At 39.0% G+C, this 20,697-nt stretch carries 16 protein-coding genes and 5 pseudogenes; 11 read left to right on the forward strand and 10 right to left on the reverse strand.

The annotated features are described in order from the left end of the window. Nucleotides 1-552 precede the first annotated feature (552 nt). Nucleotides 553-723, reverse strand: a complete 171-nt coding sequence (locus F6K18_RS30735) for a hypothetical protein (protein WP_287526591.1) — start codon at nucleotides 721-723, stop codon at nucleotides 553-555. Between the two features lie 179 nt (nucleotides 724-902). Beyond that, complete coding sequence (locus tag F6K18_RS30740) at nucleotides 903-1,115, reverse strand: hypothetical protein (protein ID WP_287526592.1); 213 nt, start codon at nucleotides 1,113-1,115, stop codon at nucleotides 903-905. Between the two features lie 352 nt (nucleotides 1,116-1,467). Between F6K18_RS30740 and F6K18_RS30745 the strand changes: the two genes are divergently transcribed. From F6K18_RS30745 to F6K18_RS30755, 3 genes and pseudogenes are all read left to right on the forward strand, one after another. Further along, nucleotides 1,468-2,070, forward strand: a complete 603-nt coding sequence (locus F6K18_RS30745; RefSeq protein ID WP_287526594.1) for a DUF1517 domain-containing protein — start codon at nucleotides 1,468-1,470, stop codon at nucleotides 2,068-2,070. Between the two features lie 378 nt (nucleotides 2,071-2,448). Beyond that, a complete protein-coding gene (locus F6K18_RS30750) occupies nucleotides 2,449-3,327 on the forward strand; it encodes a hypothetical protein (protein WP_287526596.1) in 879 nt (292 codons plus the stop codon). A 195-nt stretch (nucleotides 3,328-3,522) separates the two neighbouring features. Continuing rightward, nucleotides 3,523-4,222: pseudogene (locus F6K18_RS30755) on the forward strand (IS1 family transposase). Nucleotides 4,223-5,317: 1,095 nt separating this feature from the next. Here the strand turns inward: F6K18_RS30755 and ppk1 are convergent. Beyond that, the gene (gene ppk1, locus F6K18_RS30760; protein ID WP_287526597.1) at nucleotides 5,318-7,489 is read right to left on the reverse strand and encodes a polyphosphate kinase 1; all 2,172 of its coding nucleotides are present in this window, start codon (nucleotides 7,487-7,489) and stop codon (nucleotides 5,318-5,320) included. Between the two features lie 888 nt (nucleotides 7,490-8,377). Between ppk1 and F6K18_RS37030 the strand changes: the two are divergent. Continuing rightward, nucleotides 8,378-9,667, forward strand: a pseudogene (locus tag F6K18_RS37030) (choice-of-anchor Q domain-containing protein); the annotation flags it as partial. Here F6K18_RS37030 and F6K18_RS37035 read toward each other — a convergent pair. Further along, complete coding sequence (locus F6K18_RS37035; protein WP_353735227.1) at nucleotides 9,642-9,905, reverse strand: hypothetical protein; 264 nt, start codon at nucleotides 9,903-9,905, stop codon at nucleotides 9,642-9,644. The pseudogene F6K18_RS37030 and the gene F6K18_RS37035 sit on opposite strands and share 26 nt — an antisense overlap. Nucleotides 9,906-10,776: 871 nt before the next feature. Between F6K18_RS37035 and F6K18_RS30770 the strand changes: the two are divergent. Both F6K18_RS30770 and F6K18_RS30775 read left to right on the forward strand, forming a co-directional pair. Continuing rightward, a pseudogene (locus F6K18_RS30770) lies at nucleotides 10,777-11,151 on the forward strand (IS607 family transposase); the annotation flags it as partial. Then, nucleotides 11,148-12,221 carry an RNA-guided endonuclease TnpB family protein gene (locus F6K18_RS30775; protein WP_287526599.1) on the forward strand — a complete coding sequence of 358 codons (1,074 nt, stop codon included), beginning with the start codon at nucleotides 11,148-11,150 and terminating at the stop codon, nucleotides 12,219-12,221. The pseudogene F6K18_RS30770 and the gene F6K18_RS30775, both read left to right, overlap by 4 nt. Before the next feature lie 104 nt (nucleotides 12,222-12,325). Here the strand turns inward: F6K18_RS30775 and F6K18_RS30780 are convergent, their stop codons facing one another. The 3 genes and pseudogenes from F6K18_RS30780 to F6K18_RS30790 form a co-directional block, all read right to left on the reverse strand. Beyond that, nucleotides 12,326-12,496 (reverse strand): hypothetical protein, encoded by a 171-nt coding sequence (locus tag F6K18_RS30780; RefSeq protein ID WP_287526601.1) that lies wholly within the window; start codon nucleotides 12,494-12,496, stop codon nucleotides 12,326-12,328. 62 nt (nucleotides 12,497-12,558) lie between these two features. Further along, nucleotides 12,559-12,858, reverse strand: a pseudogene (locus tag F6K18_RS30785) (IS1634 family transposase); the annotation flags it as partial. Between the two features lie 6 nt (nucleotides 12,859-12,864). Continuing rightward, nucleotides 12,865-13,602 (reverse strand): annotated as a pseudogene (locus tag F6K18_RS30790) (IS1 family transposase). Between the two features lie 274 nt (nucleotides 13,603-13,876). Here F6K18_RS30790 and F6K18_RS30795 point away from each other — a divergent pair. After that, complete coding sequence (locus F6K18_RS30795; RefSeq protein ID WP_287526603.1) at nucleotides 13,877-14,728, forward strand: M48 family metalloprotease; 852 nt, start codon at nucleotides 13,877-13,879, stop codon at nucleotides 14,726-14,728. A gap of 200 nt (nucleotides 14,729-14,928) precedes the next feature. Beyond that, entirely contained in the window at nucleotides 14,929-17,184 is a 2,256-nt protein-coding gene (locus F6K18_RS30800; protein WP_287526606.1) for a hypothetical protein, read from the forward strand. On the opposite strand, the gene F6K18_RS30805 is transcribed toward F6K18_RS30800, so the two are convergent. The 3 genes from F6K18_RS30805 to F6K18_RS30815 all read right to left on the reverse strand — a co-directional run bounded on the left by F6K18_RS30805 (nucleotide 17,166) and on the right by F6K18_RS30815 (nucleotide 18,501). Further along, entirely contained in the window at nucleotides 17,166-17,345 is a 180-nt protein-coding gene (locus F6K18_RS30805) for a hypothetical protein (RefSeq protein WP_287526608.1), read from the reverse strand. The two genes, F6K18_RS30800 and F6K18_RS30805, sit on opposite strands and share 19 nt — an antisense overlap. A 196-nt stretch (nucleotides 17,346-17,541) precedes the next feature. Beyond that, nucleotides 17,542-17,913 (reverse strand): hypothetical protein, encoded by a 372-nt coding sequence (locus F6K18_RS30810; RefSeq protein ID WP_287526611.1) that lies wholly within the window; start codon nucleotides 17,911-17,913, stop codon nucleotides 17,542-17,544. A 33-nt stretch (nucleotides 17,914-17,946) separates the two neighbouring features. Continuing rightward, nucleotides 17,947-18,501 carry a hypothetical protein gene (locus tag F6K18_RS30815; RefSeq protein WP_287526614.1) on the reverse strand — a complete coding sequence of 185 codons (555 nt, stop codon included), beginning with the start codon at nucleotides 18,499-18,501 and terminating at the stop codon, nucleotides 17,947-17,949. A 395-nt stretch (nucleotides 18,502-18,896) separates the two neighbouring features. Here F6K18_RS30815 and F6K18_RS37040 point away from each other — a divergent pair, with 395 nt between their 5' ends. From F6K18_RS37040 to F6K18_RS30825, 3 genes are all read left to right on the forward strand, one after another. After that, complete coding sequence (locus F6K18_RS37040; RefSeq protein ID WP_353735225.1) at nucleotides 18,897-19,049, forward strand: hypothetical protein; 153 nt, start codon at nucleotides 18,897-18,899, stop codon at nucleotides 19,047-19,049. Then, nucleotides 19,018-19,749, forward strand: coding sequence for a M48 family metalloprotease (locus F6K18_RS30820; RefSeq protein ID WP_353735226.1), 732 nt, complete (start codon nucleotides 19,018-19,020; stop codon nucleotides 19,747-19,749). The genes F6K18_RS37040 and F6K18_RS30820 overlap by 32 nt, the downstream gene beginning before the upstream one ends. Before the next feature lie 390 nt (nucleotides 19,750-20,139). Further along, a complete protein-coding gene (locus F6K18_RS30825) occupies nucleotides 20,140-20,526 on the forward strand; it encodes a hypothetical protein (protein WP_287526616.1) in 387 nt (128 codons plus the stop codon). Nucleotides 20,527-20,697: the final 171 nt, after the last annotated feature.

The following is a 20,697-nucleotide window of genomic DNA, read 5'->3' on the forward strand; positions in this document are numbered from 1 at the left end:
ACTGCTCCTGGCCATAAATCAGGCAGTAAAAAATGTTCAATAAATACTTTGAATGCTTTCTTGCCATGGAATTATTTATTGTCATTAACCCTACTACTTCTTTAACACTTATTGCACCAATTACTGTAACTTTTTGACCTCGAAAAATGGCTTCATTTCATATACTATAGTTCCCTTGTTTGAACCGGCATGAGTTCTTGTTAAACCAAGCATTACACCTGTTTCATCTATAAACACTAAATTTTCTGGGTCTATATCTTTCACTTTTTCCCCATATTATGCTCTTAATTTTTGAACTCTTTCTGTCCCCGCTTGGCTACTACTAAGTGTTTTTTTTTACCGAATAATTAAGGTTTAAAGCCTCTCCTTTAAAGGAGAAACAAGAAAAAAAATTTCCTTTTATTCAATCCTCTTCATTTTAGGGAGAGGTAATTATAAATTATCCATTATCAATTATCAATTATTGAAGGCTTAATCCCAGTTTTTTTCAAGCTCGAAATATGGCAGTACGACTTACCAAATTTCCTGTTTTTATCCAAATAATTCACATAATTATTCTAGAGTTGCATCTGGATGTTCTGATACCAATTGTTTTAAATCTAAATCTGCATTTGTCAGATGACTAAACCTTGGTTTCCCAGGTTTTAAGGGTTCTAAATTTCCATCTGTTTTCTGTTGCTTTACCAGTTTTTGCACTAAACTTTTAGCAACAGAAAATATCATGGCAACCTGACGAATTGATACTTTCTGGTGAATATGTGCAGCAACTATTTTTTCTCGCAGTTCTGTTGGATATGACTTGATAACTACATGATTAAATTCTTATTTCTAACTGTACCTCATAACTTGGGAAACTGCTGTATTTCTTCCCTCCTGACTCCTGAGGACTGACTCCTAAATAATTAATTAAGATTAATACCATACACGCTCTTCAGCAACGCCAATTTAGCTATTAGTGTTTGAGCTGATGCAGATGTATGAAGGTAACATATTTCTGCTAATTTTCGATTTTCTGCTAATTTTCGATAATGAGTTCTGATACTTTTGGAGGATGGTTTAATCAGGGTTTTCAATCCTTTCGGTTTTTTCATGTCTATAGATTTGGCAAATTCCATAAGTCTTTCTTCCATACCGTGTAATGTGACGTTTGGACTTTAGGGGACTTATTTCCCCCCCTTGAGGTGTACCCACCCCCATTCCCCAGGAGGGAAGCTAGAGGGGTAGGTGGAATTGCTTGTTGTCAAACACTCGCTACTTTAGCCATTGCTTGATTAATTTTCTATAGGGAGATTAACCTATCCTTCCTAACAACGCATGAGAGAGAAAAACATTTTTATTATGGCTAATTAATGAGATTTGATATAACCACTAAATTTTAATCATAACTGATTATCCAAACATGATATAATTAACGTTTATTACTTTTGACTTTTTAATTTTGACTTTTGATTTTTTTGAAGGTAAATTATGAGTTCTTGGCAAGATAGTTTCAAGAAATTTACAGGTAAAACTCGATTTGTTGTCTCTCGTTTATTTGTTCACTTAGCGGGTTCAGAGGTAACGCCTTTATTGGGTGTTTTGAATCGATCTGTGAGGGAGATAGTTGCATCAGAAGGTAACTTGGAAGTAGCAGGAGAAAGACTGGTTGAAGTCTGTCAGAGTCTCCTACAGTATGATACCTATTGGCAGTCTGCTTCTAATGAGGGAGATGTGATCTGGGATGAAGGAGAAGCAGGAGATTTCTTTGACGAACTCTTTACAGACTCAGCCTCTCGTTACCTAAGTTCTGGGGACAATGAAGATTATGAGGCAGATGACCAACCTCTAACTTTATCACCTACTGGTAATTTAGTAGTAATGCTCACAGTTGCTTTTCAGGGAGAAGTGCCAGATATTGAAGCCGATCTTGCTAGCATGAATGCAATGACTGTAGCATTAAAAGCCTTAATTAATCTGCATTATCAAGAAAAACTGCGAGGCATTCAAATACATTTTTCTCCAGCACGTTTAGGGGATGAGTTAGACAATGAACAACTATTACTCAATTTTCCTGAATTGATTCCACTGTAGGTTATTTCAGTTATCAGTTAGCCTCCTCCGGAGGAGCTACGCTAACAGTACCTCTCCAATAAGGAGGCTACGAAAATACGGAATTTTCTTTTTTTTATCCCCTTAAAAGGGGAGACTTGAGACTACAATTTCTCGGTAAAACTTAAGATAGTTCGGTTGATCAAAATAATTGGGTCGCGCAACCTCGCCTTTTAAGGCGATCGGGTTTTTGGAGGGTTGCTCACGCATCCCCTACTTCCCCTCCTGGGAGGGGGAGGGGCGAGGGGTGGGTTAACTTCTGACTTCTGACTTCTTTATTCCCCTCTCAAAGGTAAAATAAAGGTATAATAATAAGTAACACTCACTCAAAATTAGATTATTTAGGAGTTATCATAAAATATGTTGCGTAAATTGACGGTATTGTTTATGTGTTTAACATTGTGTTGGACAACAGTCGCTTGTGGCAGTTCAAACACAACTTCAGATCAAAACTCAAATCCCAATATTCCCTCCAACCCCATTAAGCAAAACCGAAACCAAGTAACCCAGGGGCAATATCCTGTACAACAGGCAACTTATAATGATGCTAACGGTGAGTATACATTAATGTTGCTGAATACTCCGTCAGGTACACCACCGATGTATAGTACGACAGATTTGCAAATGGCAAGTTTGACTGAGGAAGAAATTCAGGAAGGCAAAACTAACTATGCTGAGATTAATGGCAACCAAGCTAGTTTACACATTAAACCAGACTTTAAAATTGAATATGTACATAACGTAACTGAAACTCAAACCGATCCCCAAACAGGTAGACAAGAAACAATAATTGTGCGTCGGGAGTCTAACTTCTGGACACCTTTTGCTGGAGCAATAGCAGGTCAGGTAGTTGGTGGAGCAATTAGTAATATGTTGTTCAGACCTCAATATTATGTACCGCCAGTTTATCAACCAGGTGGAGTAATGACTGGTTATGGTGGGTATGGTAATAGCTATGACCAAGCTGTTAACCGATATCAAGAACGTTATCAAGCTCCACCAGCAGCAGTGAAAAATCGTCAAACATTGCGTGCTACAGGTGTAACTAATTCAACTAGAAGTAACAAAACTCGCAGACAGCAGCAAAATCTCAATCGTTCTACAGGAAGTGGTGCTAGTGCCAGTGACTTGCGTCGTTCCAATCAAGCAAAACCTCGCCAACAACGTCGTAGTTTTGGTAGTGGTGGGTTATCTCCCTCTCGTCGCGGTGGTGGTTTTGGATCTAGACGACGCCGATAAATTAATCACATTTATCTAAAATTATAGCCACAACAATTAATTAATCTGAGCAGGGGCGAAAAGTTGTTCGCCCCTAAATTTTGAATTAATTAGCTACTTATATCATGTCCGGTTGAACGGCGTTGCATCACTGGGGGATGATTTCTAATTAAGTAGAAAATTTGAATTTACGCGATCGCCAGCCAAATAATGAAGATAAATTGTCCAAAATGTGACTCTAATAATATTAGAAAAAATGGTCGAAGAAGGGGTAAACAAAATTATCAATGTCACAGTTGTGGTCGCCAAGAAGATTGAATATTATTCTCAACTGGGTTATTCAAAAAAAGTTAAAGAGCAATGTTTAACTATGTACCTTAATGGCAACGGATTTAGAGCTATTGAACGAATTACTAAAGTCAATCATCATACAGTTATTCGTATTCGTTAAACCAGCAGGTAATCAGTTGCCAGAAGATCATCAAAATTCTAGAAGGCCACAGGTAGGTCAACTCTCTGGAGTTACAAACATTTATCGGTAAAAAAAAACAAGGTCTGGGTCTGGACAGCTTTAGATCAGGATTACTCTGAGATTTGAGAATATGTAATCGGGGATAGAAGTGCAGGAACATTGGAAAAATTATGGGAAAAAATCAAGGATTGGAATTGCTATTTTTGGATAACAGATGGATATCAAGTTTACCCAAAATTTCAACAGTAATGGAGACCAAATCATTAGTAAAACATCTATGACTAGAGTAGAGGGAGAAAATAGTAGATTACGTGATTATTTAGCTAGACTACATCGCAAAACATTTTGTGACTCGCGCGTCAAAGGAGATGTCCTAGATTGTCAATCAAACTACTGATTTATGATTTGCTCATAGCAAAAACTTTCTCATATAATCTGAGTTAAATTCTGTGATTCTTTGATTTGGCGATCGCTGTGCCAATTAAAAACCTGAAAATTAGGAACAAATCACACATCATCCCGCAATGGTGCAACGCCGGTTGAACAGTTATAAATAAACGACGGAGGAGTCAGGTAGACCTCCTCAGGAGTCAGGAGGGAAGAAAGAGGAGGAGAAAGTTTTTTTGATCACTAGACATCTGATAGAAAATAAATAAACCTTTTAATTAGAGCAGGTTTTGGATACAAAAAATTCACCCTAAAAAATTATTTCTCGTGCCTTTTTCGTAAAAATATCTTAAAAATATCTTATCTGTTGCCTGTTGCCTACTCCTGCAAAAAATCTATATCTTTTTCACCAGAGGTCTACTAATTATCCGGACATGATATTACTGTTCTTCTGTAAGAACAGCAGGGAAGAGGGAACAGTGGGAAAAATATTTCCCCTGACTCGGATCATCAGATTCTTCTAAATTTTCTGAGTTAATCATCCTCTGAATATTGTGGATTCAGCACTAATTTAATTTTTCAATTTGCACCTGCTTTTCCTTTAGTAATATATCAAAATTAGGCATTGCTGAATTAAGGTATGAAAGTAAGTTTATAGGGAATAGGGAATAGGGAAAAGTTATATAAAATCCGGTTAAACAACCATAGAATGGTTAAGTTAGGAGGAGTCAGGAGTCAGTCCTCAGGAGTCAGGAGAAGAAAGAATTACAAAGATGAGCGTAGTTATGACGATTGAAGATTTTTTTTATGTCCAATTAAACGGATTTGATATTAATAGGGAAAAGTTAATATTAACAAGTAGTTCAAACTATCCAAAATAAAAAATACAAAAGACAAAATTATCAAATCATACCTAGAATCAGCAACGCCAAAAATTAAAACTTACTTTCACAGTTTAAACCAAAATACTATCTTCTAGTTTAATTTAGTCTAGTAGACATCTGGTAAAAATCAAAAATAAAATCAATTCTCACACTAGATATATCAATTCTTTCCCCTCCTGGGAGGGGGAGGGGCGAGGGGTGGGTTCCCTACTGCCTACAGCAAAGCTGCCTACTCCCTATGCGTGGAGTAGATGTCTAGTGCCTATATCTAATTATTGATTGATGTTTCCATCAAAATTTTATGAGAACCCAATTCTGGAGAATTATCAACAGGGCGACGCTGAATATACTGACCATCTGATTGTAAATCCCAAGCTTGACGGTTGTCAGATAACAGAATACCCATAATCTCTTGCAACTCTTTCGTTAAGTCAGGATCTTCAACAGGCGTAATAGCTTCTACCCGACGGTCAAGATTACGAGGCATCCAGTCAGCAGAACCAATATATAACTCCTCTTGAGCATTATTATAGAAGTAGAAAATACGAGAATGTTCTAAATAACGCCCAATAATACTTACTACCTTAATATTTTCACTTACACCCTCTAAACCAGGACGCAGACAGCAAATACCTCGAACAATCAAATCAATTTTCACCCCTGCTTGAGAAGCTTCGTATAACTTAGCAATTATTTTCGAGTCCACCAAAGAATTCATCTTAGCAACAATGCGACCTGTTTTTCCTTTTTGGCAATTCTCAATTTCACGATTAATGAGCTTAATAAAGCGATCGCGCATATTTACAGGAGCTATTAACAATTTCCGATAAGACTGCTGGCGCGAATATCCTGTCAAGAAATTAAACAAATCTGTTAAATCTGCTCCTAACTCTGGGCGACTGCTAAATAAACCTAAATCAGTATAAAATTTAGCTGTTTTGGGATTATAGTTACCAGTGCCAATATGAACATAGCGACGGATATGACCTTCTTCCTGACGCACCACCATCACAATTTTCGTATGAGTCTTCAGACCTGCTAAACCATAAACAACGTGAACGCCAGATTGTTCTAACTTCCGCGCCCACTGAATATTATTTTCTTCATCAAATCTTGCTTTCAATTCCACCAATGCTGCTACTTGTTTGCCATTTTCTGCTCCAGCAATTAAAGCATTAATAATAGGTGAATCTCCAGAAGTCCGGTAGAGAGTCATCTTAATTGCCAAAACATTAGGATCGTGGGCAGCTTGAGTAATGAAACTTTGTACCGTACTTGCAAAAGAGTGATATGGATGATGTACCAATACATCTTTCTGGCGAATGACTGCAAAAAAGTCTATGCCATTATTCTTATTCTGGTCAGAAGTTGCTATGCGATCACCATAATTTCGCAACCGTGATGGCATAGTAGATGCCCAATTTGGATCTTTGAGTTGTGGTAATGGTAACCCCATGAATGACATCAAATCTTTTAAATCAAGTAATCCATCTACTGTGTATACATCCTTTTCTGATAGCTCCAACTTTTCCATTAATATCTTTTTTAATGTACTCGGCATTGTTGGATTAATTTCCATTCTCACTACGGTACCACCAATACGGCGTTTTCTTAGTTCTTTTTCGATTACCAATAGCAAGTCATCACCTTCATCTTCTTGCACTGATAGATCGGCATCACGAGTAACCCGAAATAGATGATATTCCTGGATATCCATACCAGGAAACAGAGCACCCAAGTTATGAGCAATGACTTGTTCGAGAGCTACTCCCATCCAATTTACAGTTTCATTCTTTTCTTGCACCTGTAGTTTTTCTGGTAAGGGTAAAAACCGAGGTAATATTTTGGGAACTTTGATTCTGGCTAATAAATCTTCCTGAGTTTCTGGATTTTTCAGCATTACTGCTAAGTTTAAACTGAGATTAGATAGATAGGGAAAAGGGTGACTAGCATCAATAGCTAAAGGTGTTAATACAGGAAATATATGTTCTTCAAAATAGTTTTGTAAGTATGTTTTTTGTTTTTGATTTAGGTCTATATAATGTAGGATCTGAATGCCATTTTTTACTAATTCTGGTCGTAAGGTTTGCTCAAAGAATTGATGTTGTAAAGAAACCATTGGCAATAGTCTTTGATTAATCCCATCAAGTTGTTTTTGGGGGGTACGACCGTCTGGAGTTAATTTATTTACTTCAGCTTCTATTTGTTTTTTCAGAATTGCTACTCTGACCATGAAGTATTCATCTAAATTAGAACTAAAAATTCCTAAAAACTTTAAACGCTCTAATAAGGGAGTACGGGGGTCTAAACCTTCAGATAAAACTCTACGGTTAAACTCTAACCAACTAAATTCTCTATTAAAGTAGTATTGTGGATCGCTAAAATTTTTTTCTGCGTTAGTTTCTGCACTTTCTGTCGCATTCTTTTTGTTTTTGGACATAGTTAATTAAGGTATATTTTGATATTTGTTCAAATTAATATTGATTGTAAGGTAGTCTTGAACCTTTGTAAAGTATACTTTTTTAATAAATAGTTAGTATAGTTATATACTTTTATTAATCTAGTTAAATTGGTGGTAAAGTTCAATTTTTTCACAGGATGAAGTGATAGAAATAAGATAGTAATTTTTTTGACTTTGTTTGTGATAGCAATCCTATTTCAGTTGCGGGTAAAAATATCTTTGAATTTAGGGAACTCTTAACAGGGAACAGGGAATAGAGGTAAAAGTTTCAGATTTTTTATATATCCTTAGATATTTGACAAATTATTTCTGATTGCTATCTTGATCTAGATAAGTTATGGTTTGGTAAATAAATGTTTAAAGAATGGTAATAATAGTTCAATTTCTTTGAGTTTCAGTAGCACAAATATCTGTGCTATTTTTTAGGGGTAAAATTTTGTAGCCTTAGCAAAAAAGATAATGCTTTGTTTAACCGTTTTTTGTGGATAAAAATCTATGTATTATGAAGATTGTGTAAAGGTATTATGAAGATTATGTAAAGCCACTAAAAATCACTCAAAAGTAATAATGTTTATGTTATAGTAAATTCCAAGCTTTGTTCCATGAAGATCCCGAACCTCTTGCTGTATCATACAAGATTTTATTATTAATAAAAGCATTGTAAATTAAGCTGATGGTGTTTTGATCCAACAAAGCCCTAAATCAAGATAAAGTTAGGCAAAATAAACAGGAAATTCTAATCTTATGGCAACTTTTAATGTAACCAACACCATGGATGCGGGTAATGGCAGTCTGCGGGATGCTATTGCGATGGCAAATGCTACGCCGGATGCCGATACCATTACCTTTGATAGTTCCCTCACAGGAATGACCATCGGACTGACCAGTGGAGAATTATCGATCACCAATTCTCTCACCATCAATGGATTAGGTGCAAATCTGCTGACAGTGGATGCACAACAGAATGGCTTCCGGGTCTTCAATATCGATAACGGCAATAATGATCTGATTGATGTATTCATAGATGACTTAACCATTACTGGAGGCAATCCAATAGGTGGTGGTGGTGGAATTTTCACCTCCGAGAATCTGACCGTTCAAGACAGTATCATCTCCGGCAATACCTCAACTGGCATTGAGGGGCAATACGACATAGGCAGATCTATTGATGGTGGTGGAATCAATAGTTATGGTGGTTATTTGAAAATCGTCAACACAGATATTATTAATAATGAAGTCAAGGGACAATTAGCCGACGGAAACCCCGAATTTCAAAATGATTTTGGTGACGACCCTGACGGTGGTGGTGTATCCATCCGCAATGGTCAGCTCAACGTTGTTGATAGCACTATTTCCGGTAATAAAGTCACTGGTGGTCTGAGTGATGGTGGTGGGATTTACGGTTGGTATAGTGAAATAACGGTTACTAATTCGACTATCTCTGGCAATACTCTTGAAGGAACTGCCCTGGGTAGCGGTGGTGGGATTTATAACCGCCATGGTAATACAACAATCGAAAACTCAACCATCGCGAATAATTCGACATTAATGACCAGTGAGTTTGGATCTGCTGATGGGGGCGGTATTTTTAGCCGCAATGGCGATCTAGAAATTACCAATTCAACTGTCTCAGGTAATTCAGCAGTTGGCCTAGATCGAACAGATGGTGGCGGAGTTTACAGTAAAAATGGCAATTTAACCGTTGCTAACTCTACTATTTCTTATAACAGTACTGTGGGTAATAGCGCTGATGGTGGAGGTATTTTCAGTAGTTCTGGTATCGCAACAATTACCAATTCTACCATTTATGGTAATTCTGCTGATGGACGTGGAGGTGGTTTATTTAGTGAAGGGAGGACAAACCTCACCAATACCATCATTGCCAACAGCACTGGTCGCGATGCCGTGCTGAATAGTAACAAAATCGACACTAACGTCAATAATTTGATTGAAGACGGCCATTATAATCCATTTTTATCAGGCGATCCTGGTTTGGGTCCCTTACAAAATAACGGCGGTTCCACTGAAACCCACGCCTTACTCCCTGATAGTATTGCTATTGATGCTGGGGATAACGGAGGTGCAACAGGATTAACGTCTGACCAACGGGGGCAGGAATTCGATCGCATTGTCAATGGTACGGTAGATATCGGTGCTTATGAAGTACAGGAACCTGAGCTACCAACTCCTGAACCTGAGCTACCAACTCCTGAACCTGAGCTACCAACTCCTGAACCTGAGCTACCAACTCCTGAACCTGAGCTACCAACTCCTGAACCTGAGCTACCAACTCCCGAACCTGAGCTACCAACTCCCGAACCTGAGCTACCAACTCCCGAACCTGAGCTACCAACTCCCGAACCTGAGCTACCAACTCCCGAACCTGAGCTACCAACTCCCGAAACTGAATCTTTACTGTTTAGCCTAAAAAACAACCAAACTCTAGGTGGAGTTAGTTTCAGACGAGAAGACATCGTTGAGTATAATCTAACTGACCAGAGTTTCAGTAAATTTTTCGATGGTTCAGATGTTGGTCTTAAGGGTTTTAGGATTGATGCTTTTGAAGTGATTGACGATAATGAAATTCTGTTTTCTTTTGAGAGACCTAAAAATATAAATGGCATCCAAGTAGATGACTCTGACATTGTTAAGTTTATTCCCACATCACTTGGAGACAACAGTAGCGGTTCTTTCAAGCTACACTTCGATGGTTCAGATGTTGGCTTAACTGAAGATGGTGAAGATATTGATGGTCTGAGTGTCGATCCTCTTACTGGAGACCTTCTAATTTCCACTCGAGGGAGCTTTAATGTCTCAGAAGTTAGCGGTAAAGATGAAGATATACTACGTTTCAATCCTGATACTTTAGGCAGTAACACCAGTGGATCTTGGTCTATTGAATTCAACGGTAGTGATGTAGATCTTACCGGGAATAGTGAAGACATTGATGCTATCGGTATTAATGGAGAGCAACTACTTCTGTCCACAACTGGCAGCTTTTCTGTAACTGATGTATCGGGTCAAGACGAAGATGTATTTATCTTTAACCCAAATACCCTGGGTATTTCAACATCAGGTACATTTGAAGAATTTTTTAGTGAATTGAATAGCACTGATATCACTGGCGTTCATTTTCTTACATAGACTTGATAGACATAGGACTTATAGAACCCATTTGAGATCTATTTAAAAAGAGATGGGGAAATAGGGAGATGGGGAGATGGGGAGATGGGGAAATAGGCAAATGGAAGCATTTTTCTACCTGCTTAGAGGCATACTGCGCTCAACAAGGTTGGTCATTTGAAGTGATATCAGACTTAGGCAGTGGTTTGAACTATCGTAAAAAAGGTTTAATTAAACTGATAAAACTGATTTGTTCAGACCAAGTAGAGCGATTAGTTTTAACTCATAAAGACAGATTGCTGAGATTTGGTAGTGACTTGATATTTACTTTGTGTGAAATATTTGGCACAGAAGTAGTTATTATTAATCGTTCTGAAGACTCTACTTTTGAGGAAGTCTTAGCTCAAGATGTAATAGAAATAATTACAGTTTTTTCTGCCAGACTTTATGGTTCAAGAAGTAATAAAAACAAACAAATTGTCAAACAATTAAAAGAGGTGGCAGCTCAATTGAAATGAAATCTTTTAAAACTAAGCTAAAACTTAACAATCAACAAAAAACAATAGTGGCCAAGCACGCAGGAGTAGCTCGTCATGCTTATAATTGGGGGTTAGCAACTTGCATAAAAGAGTACGAAGAAACTCAAAAACGCCCTAGTGCAATTACCTTGCATAAACGTTTAGTAGCTGAAGTAAAATCAATTAATCCCTGGTATTATGAGGTGTCTAAATGTGCCCCACAACAAGCATTAAGAGATTTAGAGAGGGCATTTAAGAACTTTTTAACTATTCCCAAACGTGGATTCCCTAAGTTTAAGAAAAAGGGGGGAAAAGACAGTTTCTATCTAGAAGGAAGCATTAAAATCCTAAAAGGAAACTATATAAAATTACCCAGAATAGGAATAGTAAAAACTTATGAAATCTTGCCATCTGTGCTCATCAAAAATGTTACCATCTCAAAACGTGCAGGTAATTGGTATATCAGCTTTAAATATGATTTAGAACCAGCACCTAATTCACCTGTTAAAAAACGAGCTGTTATTGGTGTAGATGTAGGTATAAACACCCTAGCCACCTGTAGTGATGGAACAACCTACGCTAACGTCAAAGCCTACAGGCAAGCTAAAAAACGATTAGTTCGTCATCAAGGTGCAGTCAGTAAAAAAGTTATTGGTTCCAAAAACAGAATTAAAGCAGTAAAAAGATTAGCCAAGGCTCACAAAAAAGTAGCTAATATCAGAGCCGATACGCTCCATAAAATCACAACATGGTTAGCTAAAAACCACAGCACCATAGTGATAGAAGACTTGAATGTAAGTGGAATGCTCAAAAATCATCAACTAGCAAGTGCCATAGCAGACTGTGGCTTTTATGAGTTCAAGCGTCAACTTACATACAAATGTGAATGGTATGGTAGTGAATTAGTCATAGCTGATAGATTTTATCCAAGTTCTCAAATATGTTCTCACTGTGGGCATCAACAGAAAATGTCTTTAAGCATGAGAACTTACGAATGCGGACACTGTGGTTTCACTGCAGACAGAGATTTTAATGCAGCTGTCAACCTAGAAAACTATGTGAGTCAGTAGCTTGAGTTTCAAGCGAATTTAAGCCTGTGGAGAAGATAAGTTACAGACTGCGGTCAGTGGTCTTCTGTGAAACAGGAAGCTAGCTCCAAAGCTCATGCAATCATTCATGGGTAAGTTTGGGTAAGTTTAGTAGAACGGTTAAAGTATTGTTGAGCAACCAGAAAGTTCTGATCATCAGTAGAAAATACAGGAGCAACTATACTCCCATCGAGAGCATCAATCAGTTTTCTCAATTCAGGTAGTGCGATCATGTCCCGGAGGATGCGGAATATCATTGCACACCCGAAGCACATCACTGATAATATCTTTGGCAAGGGGACGGTAAAAACTGTAAAATTCAACTCCGTTCCTCTGTGAGATCGACTACTTGTTGGCGTTGATTTATGGTTAACAAATGAACTCCTTGAAAGCATTGAAATATACATCTTAATGTGGGAGTAGTTGTCATATTTTCTAACTGATTTTTGAGGAGATTACTGGTTCTTTTTCAAGTATTTATTAACTCTCTTTGGCCGAGATTATATACTAATAAACACAGTGACATAACAAATAATATTGTTTCGACTCTTTGCGGTTTTTCCACAAAAAAACTATCGGCAAAAAATTGTGGGTTTTTGAGGAATCTAAAGCCCCTCTGGTAGTGCTAAACAAGTAATGATTGATTATAGTGATGGATCAAATACCAAATAGCGCCAATGTGATTTTCAATCTTATTTGGAGAAGGACAAAGTTTTTCGTACTAACCTGGATACCCTTTGTCTTAAGGTATTATTGAATCATTCAATGTCAGAAGTATTCCCTGTTTTTTTTCCCACCGCTTGATGTCGTTTACTGGGTAAAACACCACGCTCTTGCAGCCCAAAAATCAGTGTATGCGATACTGCTAGCGCAACGCTCCGCAAAGGCACATTGACGATCAACCCCAGGTAAGGACTGCCACAAATGTCTAGCTGCTTCTTCATCCCGTGAGCTGATATCAACACCAATAATTTCACGAGCTTCTACTTCCATCGCTAACCACACCCACTGCTGATTACCTTTGTTGTCCACAAATGACCATAATTCATCACATTTAATTGTGAGCTTCTCCTTTTTTTTTGGCTGAACCTTAAGCTTTCTGGGCACTTGTGCATATTTCTGGTTGACAGCCAGCTTGTAGCCATTAGTCCGAAACTTGGACTACACGAGCAATGCCAGCCAGTGAAATCCTTTCTGATAACAGTCGGTCAATCAGCTGGCGAGTAGGTTGGTCAATCATTTTCTAGGTAGGGTTTTACACAAATTGTCGTCCACATTCGCAGCACAAAAACCGCTGGTTATCATTATGGATATGGCCATTTTTGACAGTTTTTGAAGATGCACACTTTGGACAGGTAGGCATGGATGGACAACAGTAACTTTTACTCCTCTATCATCACATATTGAGCACTACCCGTCCCTACTGCTGCCTAATAAATGTTATTTGTGGGTATTTAAAGAGAGACGATCTGAGTATTAATAGCTATAAAATTTCACAAAAACCGAACCTTTTGTCAGGATTTCCGACCATAAGTAAACCAATCGTAAAAGCTACAATGAAAAAAATATCATAAAAGAGTGATCGCCACCTGAGAATAAAATATAGAAACCATTGGCCTTAACAGGAGGCAACCTTTATGAACATAGTAAAAACTGTGGCTTTATTAGGAATACTTAGCGGTTTATTAGTAGCAGTTAGTTATTGGTTAATCGGTGGCCTAACAGGTGCAACAGTAGGGCTAGTATTCGCAGCAGTAATGAACTTGGGTTCCTGGTTTTTCTCAGACAAAATAGCTCTAGCAGCTTATAATGCCAGACCAGTAAATCAAGCAGAAGCACCAGCACTCTATGATATGGTAGAAAAATTGTGCGATCGCGCTCGTCTACCTATGCCAGCAGTTTATATCATTCCCACTGCCGCAGCTAATGCTTTTGCCACAGGTCGTGACCCCCACCACGCAGCAGTAGCAGTTACCGAAGGTATTATGATAATTTTACCAGAGGACGAACTCGAAGGAGTAATTGCCCACGAACTCAGTCATATCAAAAATCGCGATACTCTCACCCAAGCAGTAGCAGCAACCGTTGCAGGTGGGATATCTTGGTTAACTCAAATAGCTAGTTATTCTATGTGGTTTGGTGGGGGTTCCCGTGACAACCGCTCTAACCCAATTTTCATGTTATTGACGATCATGTTAGCTCCAGTAGCTGCAAGTATTGTGCAAATGGCAATTTCCCGGACTCGTGAATTTGCTGCTGATGCAGGTGCTGGTGACTTAACTGGCAACCCCCGCGCTCTTGCTCAAGCTTTGCAGAGGTTAGACCAAAATGCTAGACAAATGCCATTGAATGCTAACCCAGCTTTTGAGCCATTACTAATTATGAATGGATTTTCCGGTAAATTCATGGCTAATTTATTTTCTACTCACCCATCCACAGAGGCGCGAATTGAAAAGTTGCTACAATTAGAGCAAAAATTACTGGGATAGTAAATTTTGAGGAGTCAGGAAGGAAGAAGAAAGAAGGAAGAAAGAAGAAGGAAGAAGAGAATAAATTGTAGTATAATAGACGTATATGGTGCCGCACCGCGCACCGGAAACTACATTTAGCTTTAGAACCGACTTGAAAGCGTAAGTCCAGTGAATGTAAAGTCTTGCTGAGTTAAACGTTCTAGGAGGAAAGCAATATCGTGCTTCAAAAAATTATTTTATGGCTGGTGCTTGTAGGGGTAGTAGTTACGGGATGGCTGCTACTGCCTAGCGCCTTTTGGCAGTATGTCTTTTTTCTACGCATACCTCTGCTCATGGGTGTATTGCTTATTGCGCTCCCTTTCCTCGCAACAGGTGCCCTGAAATCTATGCTCAAGAATCTTTTTGTCCTGGGTGGCGCTGGTCAAATTGCGTTGACAATTTTGGGTGCAACTGTGGCGGGAATGGCCGTAACCTTTGTTGTTGGAATAATCCTTGGTGGTGCGCCAGCTCGTTTTGGGGTTCCGGAACTGCCAGGAGTTTCTTCTTCTAAAGTTTGGTATTATGTGTTAGCGATCGCCCTGGCATTACCGACGACCCTGACAGTATTTGAATTATCCCAGGAAGAAATGGATAATAACAAAAGATGGTCTGGATTGTTTTTGGGGGTGTCATTTGGCGTTATCTTTTTGTTTCTTTTCAAACTGATTCAAAACTTTCTCTCGGTCGATAAAATTCCCGGTATTAATAAGGTTTTGGTGACAGCAATTTCCTTTTTGACCCAACACTCTTCCAAAGCAGCAGGCTATATCGATAATGGTATTTTAAACAACAATCATTTTGACGCTATTGTTTTCTTCATCGTTCTTTTTGTTATCTATATAATCGCATTTAAGCTTTTTATGCCAAGTTCGTTGCCCCCCGATAAGAAGATACAAGAACCGCCAGCACTTTTATATGTAATGTTGTTAATTTCCGTATCGGTGCTTTTGTTGGGCAGTCTTACCTTCTTCTTCGATTACTCGCGTATTTCTGTCTTGTTCTTCTGGGTGCTGATTGCTGTAGCGCTCTATAGGCTTTTGAATGTCGATCACTATTTTACATTAAAGGATGCTCCAGAACAGCCAGAAGAGCAAAAAAATTTGACGGCCTTATTACAAAAGCGTCTGGACAAACAAGATCTAGAAGAGCCTCTTGCAAAACAAACTGTAGTTGTTGTCTGTGCTAGTGGAGGTGGAATTCAAGCCGCTGGATGGACGGCTCAAGTATTGACTGGCTTGCAAGAAGAGTTAGGGGAATCATTTACTAAAGCAATTGGATTAATTAGTTCCGTTTCTGGTGGCTCAGTAGGTGCAATGTATTATCTAGATCGCTTTAGAGATCAAGGGTTTCCACCGACTTCAGAATCAGAAGAAATATTTGAGGGCGCTACCGCAAACAGTTTAGATGCAGTAGGTTGGGGATTAGCCTATCCTGACTTGTGGCGCGTGATTTTGCTCCCGTTTCTACCAGACATTCTCACTCCCAAAGTCAGAGATCGAGGTATTGCGATCGAGAAGGACTGGCAAGGACGTATGAAAACCCCAGAGTCTCCAAAAACCTTAGCCGACTGGCGAGGGGAAGTTGAAGAAGGTAATATTCCGCTCCCTGTATTGAATGCAACTCTGGTTGACAATGGCTGGCGGTTGCTAGTTACCCCAGCGAAATTTCCCAACAACTTTAAGAAAAAATTCTTTGACTTTAATAGTCTTTATCCAGGAAAAGATATTGATGTTGTCACAGGTGCAAGACTTTCTGCCACGTTCCCTTACATATCTCCCATTTGTCGAGCCGACGACCGCGTCGCTGATGGTAAAGATCGCAAGATAGCAAATTATCACGTCGCTGATGGTGGCTATTTCGACAATTCTGGTTTTGTGACAGCATTAGAATGGCTTGAGGAGCTTCTTCGTGAAAAACCTACCCAAAAAGGTGAAGAAACTACCCCAGAAATAAAAAGAATTCTGATCTTACAAATCAATCCTTTTCCTGAAACCAAACCTAATGAGCAACCTAAAAAGGAAAAGAAGCGAGGTTTGTTTATGGCAACTATTGGTCCGTTGCTAGGCTTATTCAAGGTTCGCAAGCCAATTCTTACTTCCCGCAATTTAACTGAGGTAGAATTGTTGCAGGAATGGGAGAGCGCAAAACAGAATGATGGAAAGGTAGAAATTGAATATTTCCCCATCTTCTTCCCTTCTATTACTGAGGAAGCAAAACTAGGACTAAAGACTGCAGAGCAAGAAGTTACTCCAGAACTAAAAGCAAAACAATCATTTTATAGCGCAGAAGGTGAATATGAGCCACCACTCTCATGGAAACTAACAAAGAAGGAAAAGGACGCGATCCGAGCAGGCTGGAAAAAGATAGTGAGAGACAAGGAAAGCACAATTGAAAAACTTAAGAATCTTTGGCTATATCAATGGAATATGAAATAAACGCCAAGCATGTTTTCTAATAGCGATCGCGCTCTTGTCACCCCGTGATCCCGATGAGATAAGCCGAAATCTCGGTTTCCTATTTTCAAAAAAAACGATCGCCTTTCGTGGGAGCTGCGATCGTTTTTTTTGATGGAGGGGATTCTCCTACCTTCACCCATAAGACTTTTTCAGCAAACCCTAAATAGCGGGCCTGGGCAAAAAAGGTGGTGTTTTCAGGCCAAGTTTGATTGTGGGATGGAAAGGACGAGGAGGAGCGATATAGCTGCCACTAGGCTCCGCATTAGCAATAGGAGAGTCTTCGGATGTGGAAGGAAATTTCCAAATCCCAATCATTGATGGTTTGCCTATTACAGTTTACTCTTGTTGTATTGTGATGTTATCTATATTTATGAACCCCCCATCTTGTTCATATTCGCTGCAAGCCTCTCTTGTCCTGGCTTCAGGTTTTTTCTTTGCACCTGAATAATCTTTTTCTCCTGAAAAATAAATATCGGAATTCTTTACATGCTTGGCTTTTGCCGCCTTGACAATTACAAAAAATTTCGACTCTATCGTCGATCTTCCCGAGCCAACAACATAAAGACAAATTAAAGGATTCTCTTCTCCTTTCTCCTCTACTTCCGCAATAACTTGCAAAATGAATGCATGTATTGTTCCTGAATTCTTTTTATGTTTCTCAATTCCCTGACGCGGATCGTAATAACTTATATCTCTATTTTCCAGCACTGACATATCGTATACAGTAGAACCCTCATTTCTTCAATCCTCTCGATTTATTGGAAAGTCTGTATAAAACAAAGTCGTTTGATTACTATGAGGCGCAAAGTTAAAATTGAAACGCGGCAAAGTCTCCCACAAAGGGGCTTTTCTGTTTTCAAACTCCCTGACTACTGCATTCCCAACAATTTGAAATGCGTACCAACCTTGATATTTTGCTTCATCATCCTTTTCAAATAAATTCGAAAATTCTACTATTGTAACCACCATACTCATTGTACCAACAAGAAGACTTATGGGAATTACTATCCTTTTGATATTCTTGATAATATTTTTGATCTTTTCCAAAATTTCCCTATTCTCAGGATCACTGTTTCGATCGCTGCTGCTACCAGTCTGTTCCCTATTCTCAGGAACACTGTTTTGATCGCTGCTGCCACCAGTCTGTTCCCTATTCTCAGGAACACTGTTTTGATCGCTGCTGCCACCAGTCTGTTCCCTATTCTCAGGAACACTGTTTTGATCGCTGCTGCCACCACTCTGTTCCCCATTCTCAGGAACACTGTTTTGATCGCTGCTGCCACCACTCTGTCCCATATTTTTTTACTCCTGTTTAAGTCCAAAGCTATATTCGTTAATATAGCTTTCATCAACTCTTCCTCTGATTCCTGAATTATTTTTAATAATTAATATGATTTGGGATGCTGGGAAACTTTATTCCTAATGCTCGCTCGCTACTTCAAATTAATCTACTACTACCGCTTGTAAATGTTTAGCAATCAAATACCTAGCTTAATAATCTTTTAATGGTATTAAATCAAGTCAATAGCTGAGTGCTAATAATTATCAAAGGAAAACCGAACCTTTTGTCAAGTTTTCCGACTATAATATAGATAAATAATCATAGCTACAATGAAATAGAAATCATAAAAAATTAAAAACCACCAGATAATATAAATAGCAACCATTAGCCTTGAAAGGAGGCACCCTTTATGAACTTAGTAAAAACTGTTGCTTTATTAGGTATACTTAGTGCCCTATTAGTTACAGTTAGTTATTGGTTAATAGGTGGCACAACTGGTGCTACAATAGGTCTACTTTATAGCTGCTATAATGAACCTGGGTTCCTGGTTTTTCTCAGATAAAATTGCTCTGGCAGCTTATAACGCTCAACCAGTCAATCAAGTAGAAGCACCTGGACTATATGAAATGGTAGAAAGACTTTGCGATCGCGCTCGTCTACCCATGCCCGCAGTTTACATTATTCCCACTGCCGCAGCTAATGCTTTTGCCACAGGTCGTGACCCTCACCAGGCAGCAGTAGCAGTTACTGAAGGTATTATGAGAATCTTACCAGAGGACGAACTCGAAGCAGTAATTGCCCACGAACTCAGCCATATCAAAAATCGTGATACCTTTACTCAAGCAGTAGCTGCTACAATTGCAGGAGGGATATCTTGGTTAACTCAAATTGCGAGTTATGGAATGTGGTTTGGTGGGGGTTCCCGCGACAACCGCTCTAACCCAATTGTGATGTTATTGACGATCATGTTAGCTCCGCTTGCTGCTAGTATTGTACAAATGGCAATTTCCCGGACTCGTGAATTTGCTGCTGATGCAGGTGCTGGTGACTTAACTGGCAACCCCCGCGCTCTTGCTCAAGCTTTGCAGAGGTTAGACCAAAATGCCCGACAAATGCCATTGAATGCTAACCCAGCTTTTGAGCCATTATTAATTATGAATGGATTTTCTGGTAAATTCATGGCTAATTTATTTTCTACCCACCCTTCCACAGAGGCACGAATTGAAAAGTTGCTACAATTAGAGCAAAAATTACTGGGATAGTAAATTTTGAGAAGTCAACCCACCCCTAACCCCTCCGGTGGAGGGGAACTCAGGAGTCAGGAAGAAAGAAGGAAGAAGAAAGAAGAGTAGAAGGGAAAAGTTTTTTGTTTGCTAGCGCACAACTTTCCTGTCTCCTGGGTCGAAACTGTGCTAAGGTCTGAAGGGCGCAAACGTTAACGCGGAGAGCGGAACGGAGTTCTATCGCCCTCTGAACTGGACATGATATCATACCTCAAATCAGCAATGCCGTAAATTTTAATTTAAACAGGACTTACGCCTTTTTCCGACAAAAAACTATAAATACTATAGTGCTATAGTTTTTATCTACTATATGTTATATGTAGCGCCTTTGCGTAAGTCCTAGTAATGTCTATATTAGGAGCAAAAATAATGACTGAACCAAATGTACCAAAAGATAGAGCAATTGTAGAAGTCGAGACAGACTCAAGTCAAATTACTTCCACTACTCAAAGTACTGACCCTAAGCAAGAAACCCAAGAATTAGTAGAAGCAATCAAAAGGTTAGCTCAGTCAGAAATGGAAGCAGCAGGAGAGTTTACCCGTGATAGTTATATTCAAGCAGTCAAACAAGCTAGGGAAACTATCGAACGGATCAGACTGATCGATCCAAAAAAAATAGAAGAAGCTGGTAAAAAGATAGAGAAAGATATTGAGAATAACTGGGAGACTATGGTAAAAGAAGTTCAGGATTTTGGCGATCGCTTAGTTAAAGCAGGTAAAGCAGCTTGGGATGTTTTGACAGCACCGAAAGAGTAATATCATTTTTCTACACTTTATTGAGTAGGGGAGTGGGGGAGTAGGGGAGTGGGGGAGTAGGGGAGTAGGGGCGTTAACGATATATGTGCAAGTGCGTGCAGGATGGCAGCGAGGGAGCAAGATGCTCCCACTACCTTGCTTGGTAACAACAATAATTACAATGCACTACCA

It is taken from the genome of Okeania sp. SIO2C2 (assembly GCF_010692625.1).
Classification (GTDB): Bacteria; Cyanobacteriota; Cyanobacteriia; order Cyanobacteriales; family Microcoleaceae; genus Okeania; species Okeania hirsuta.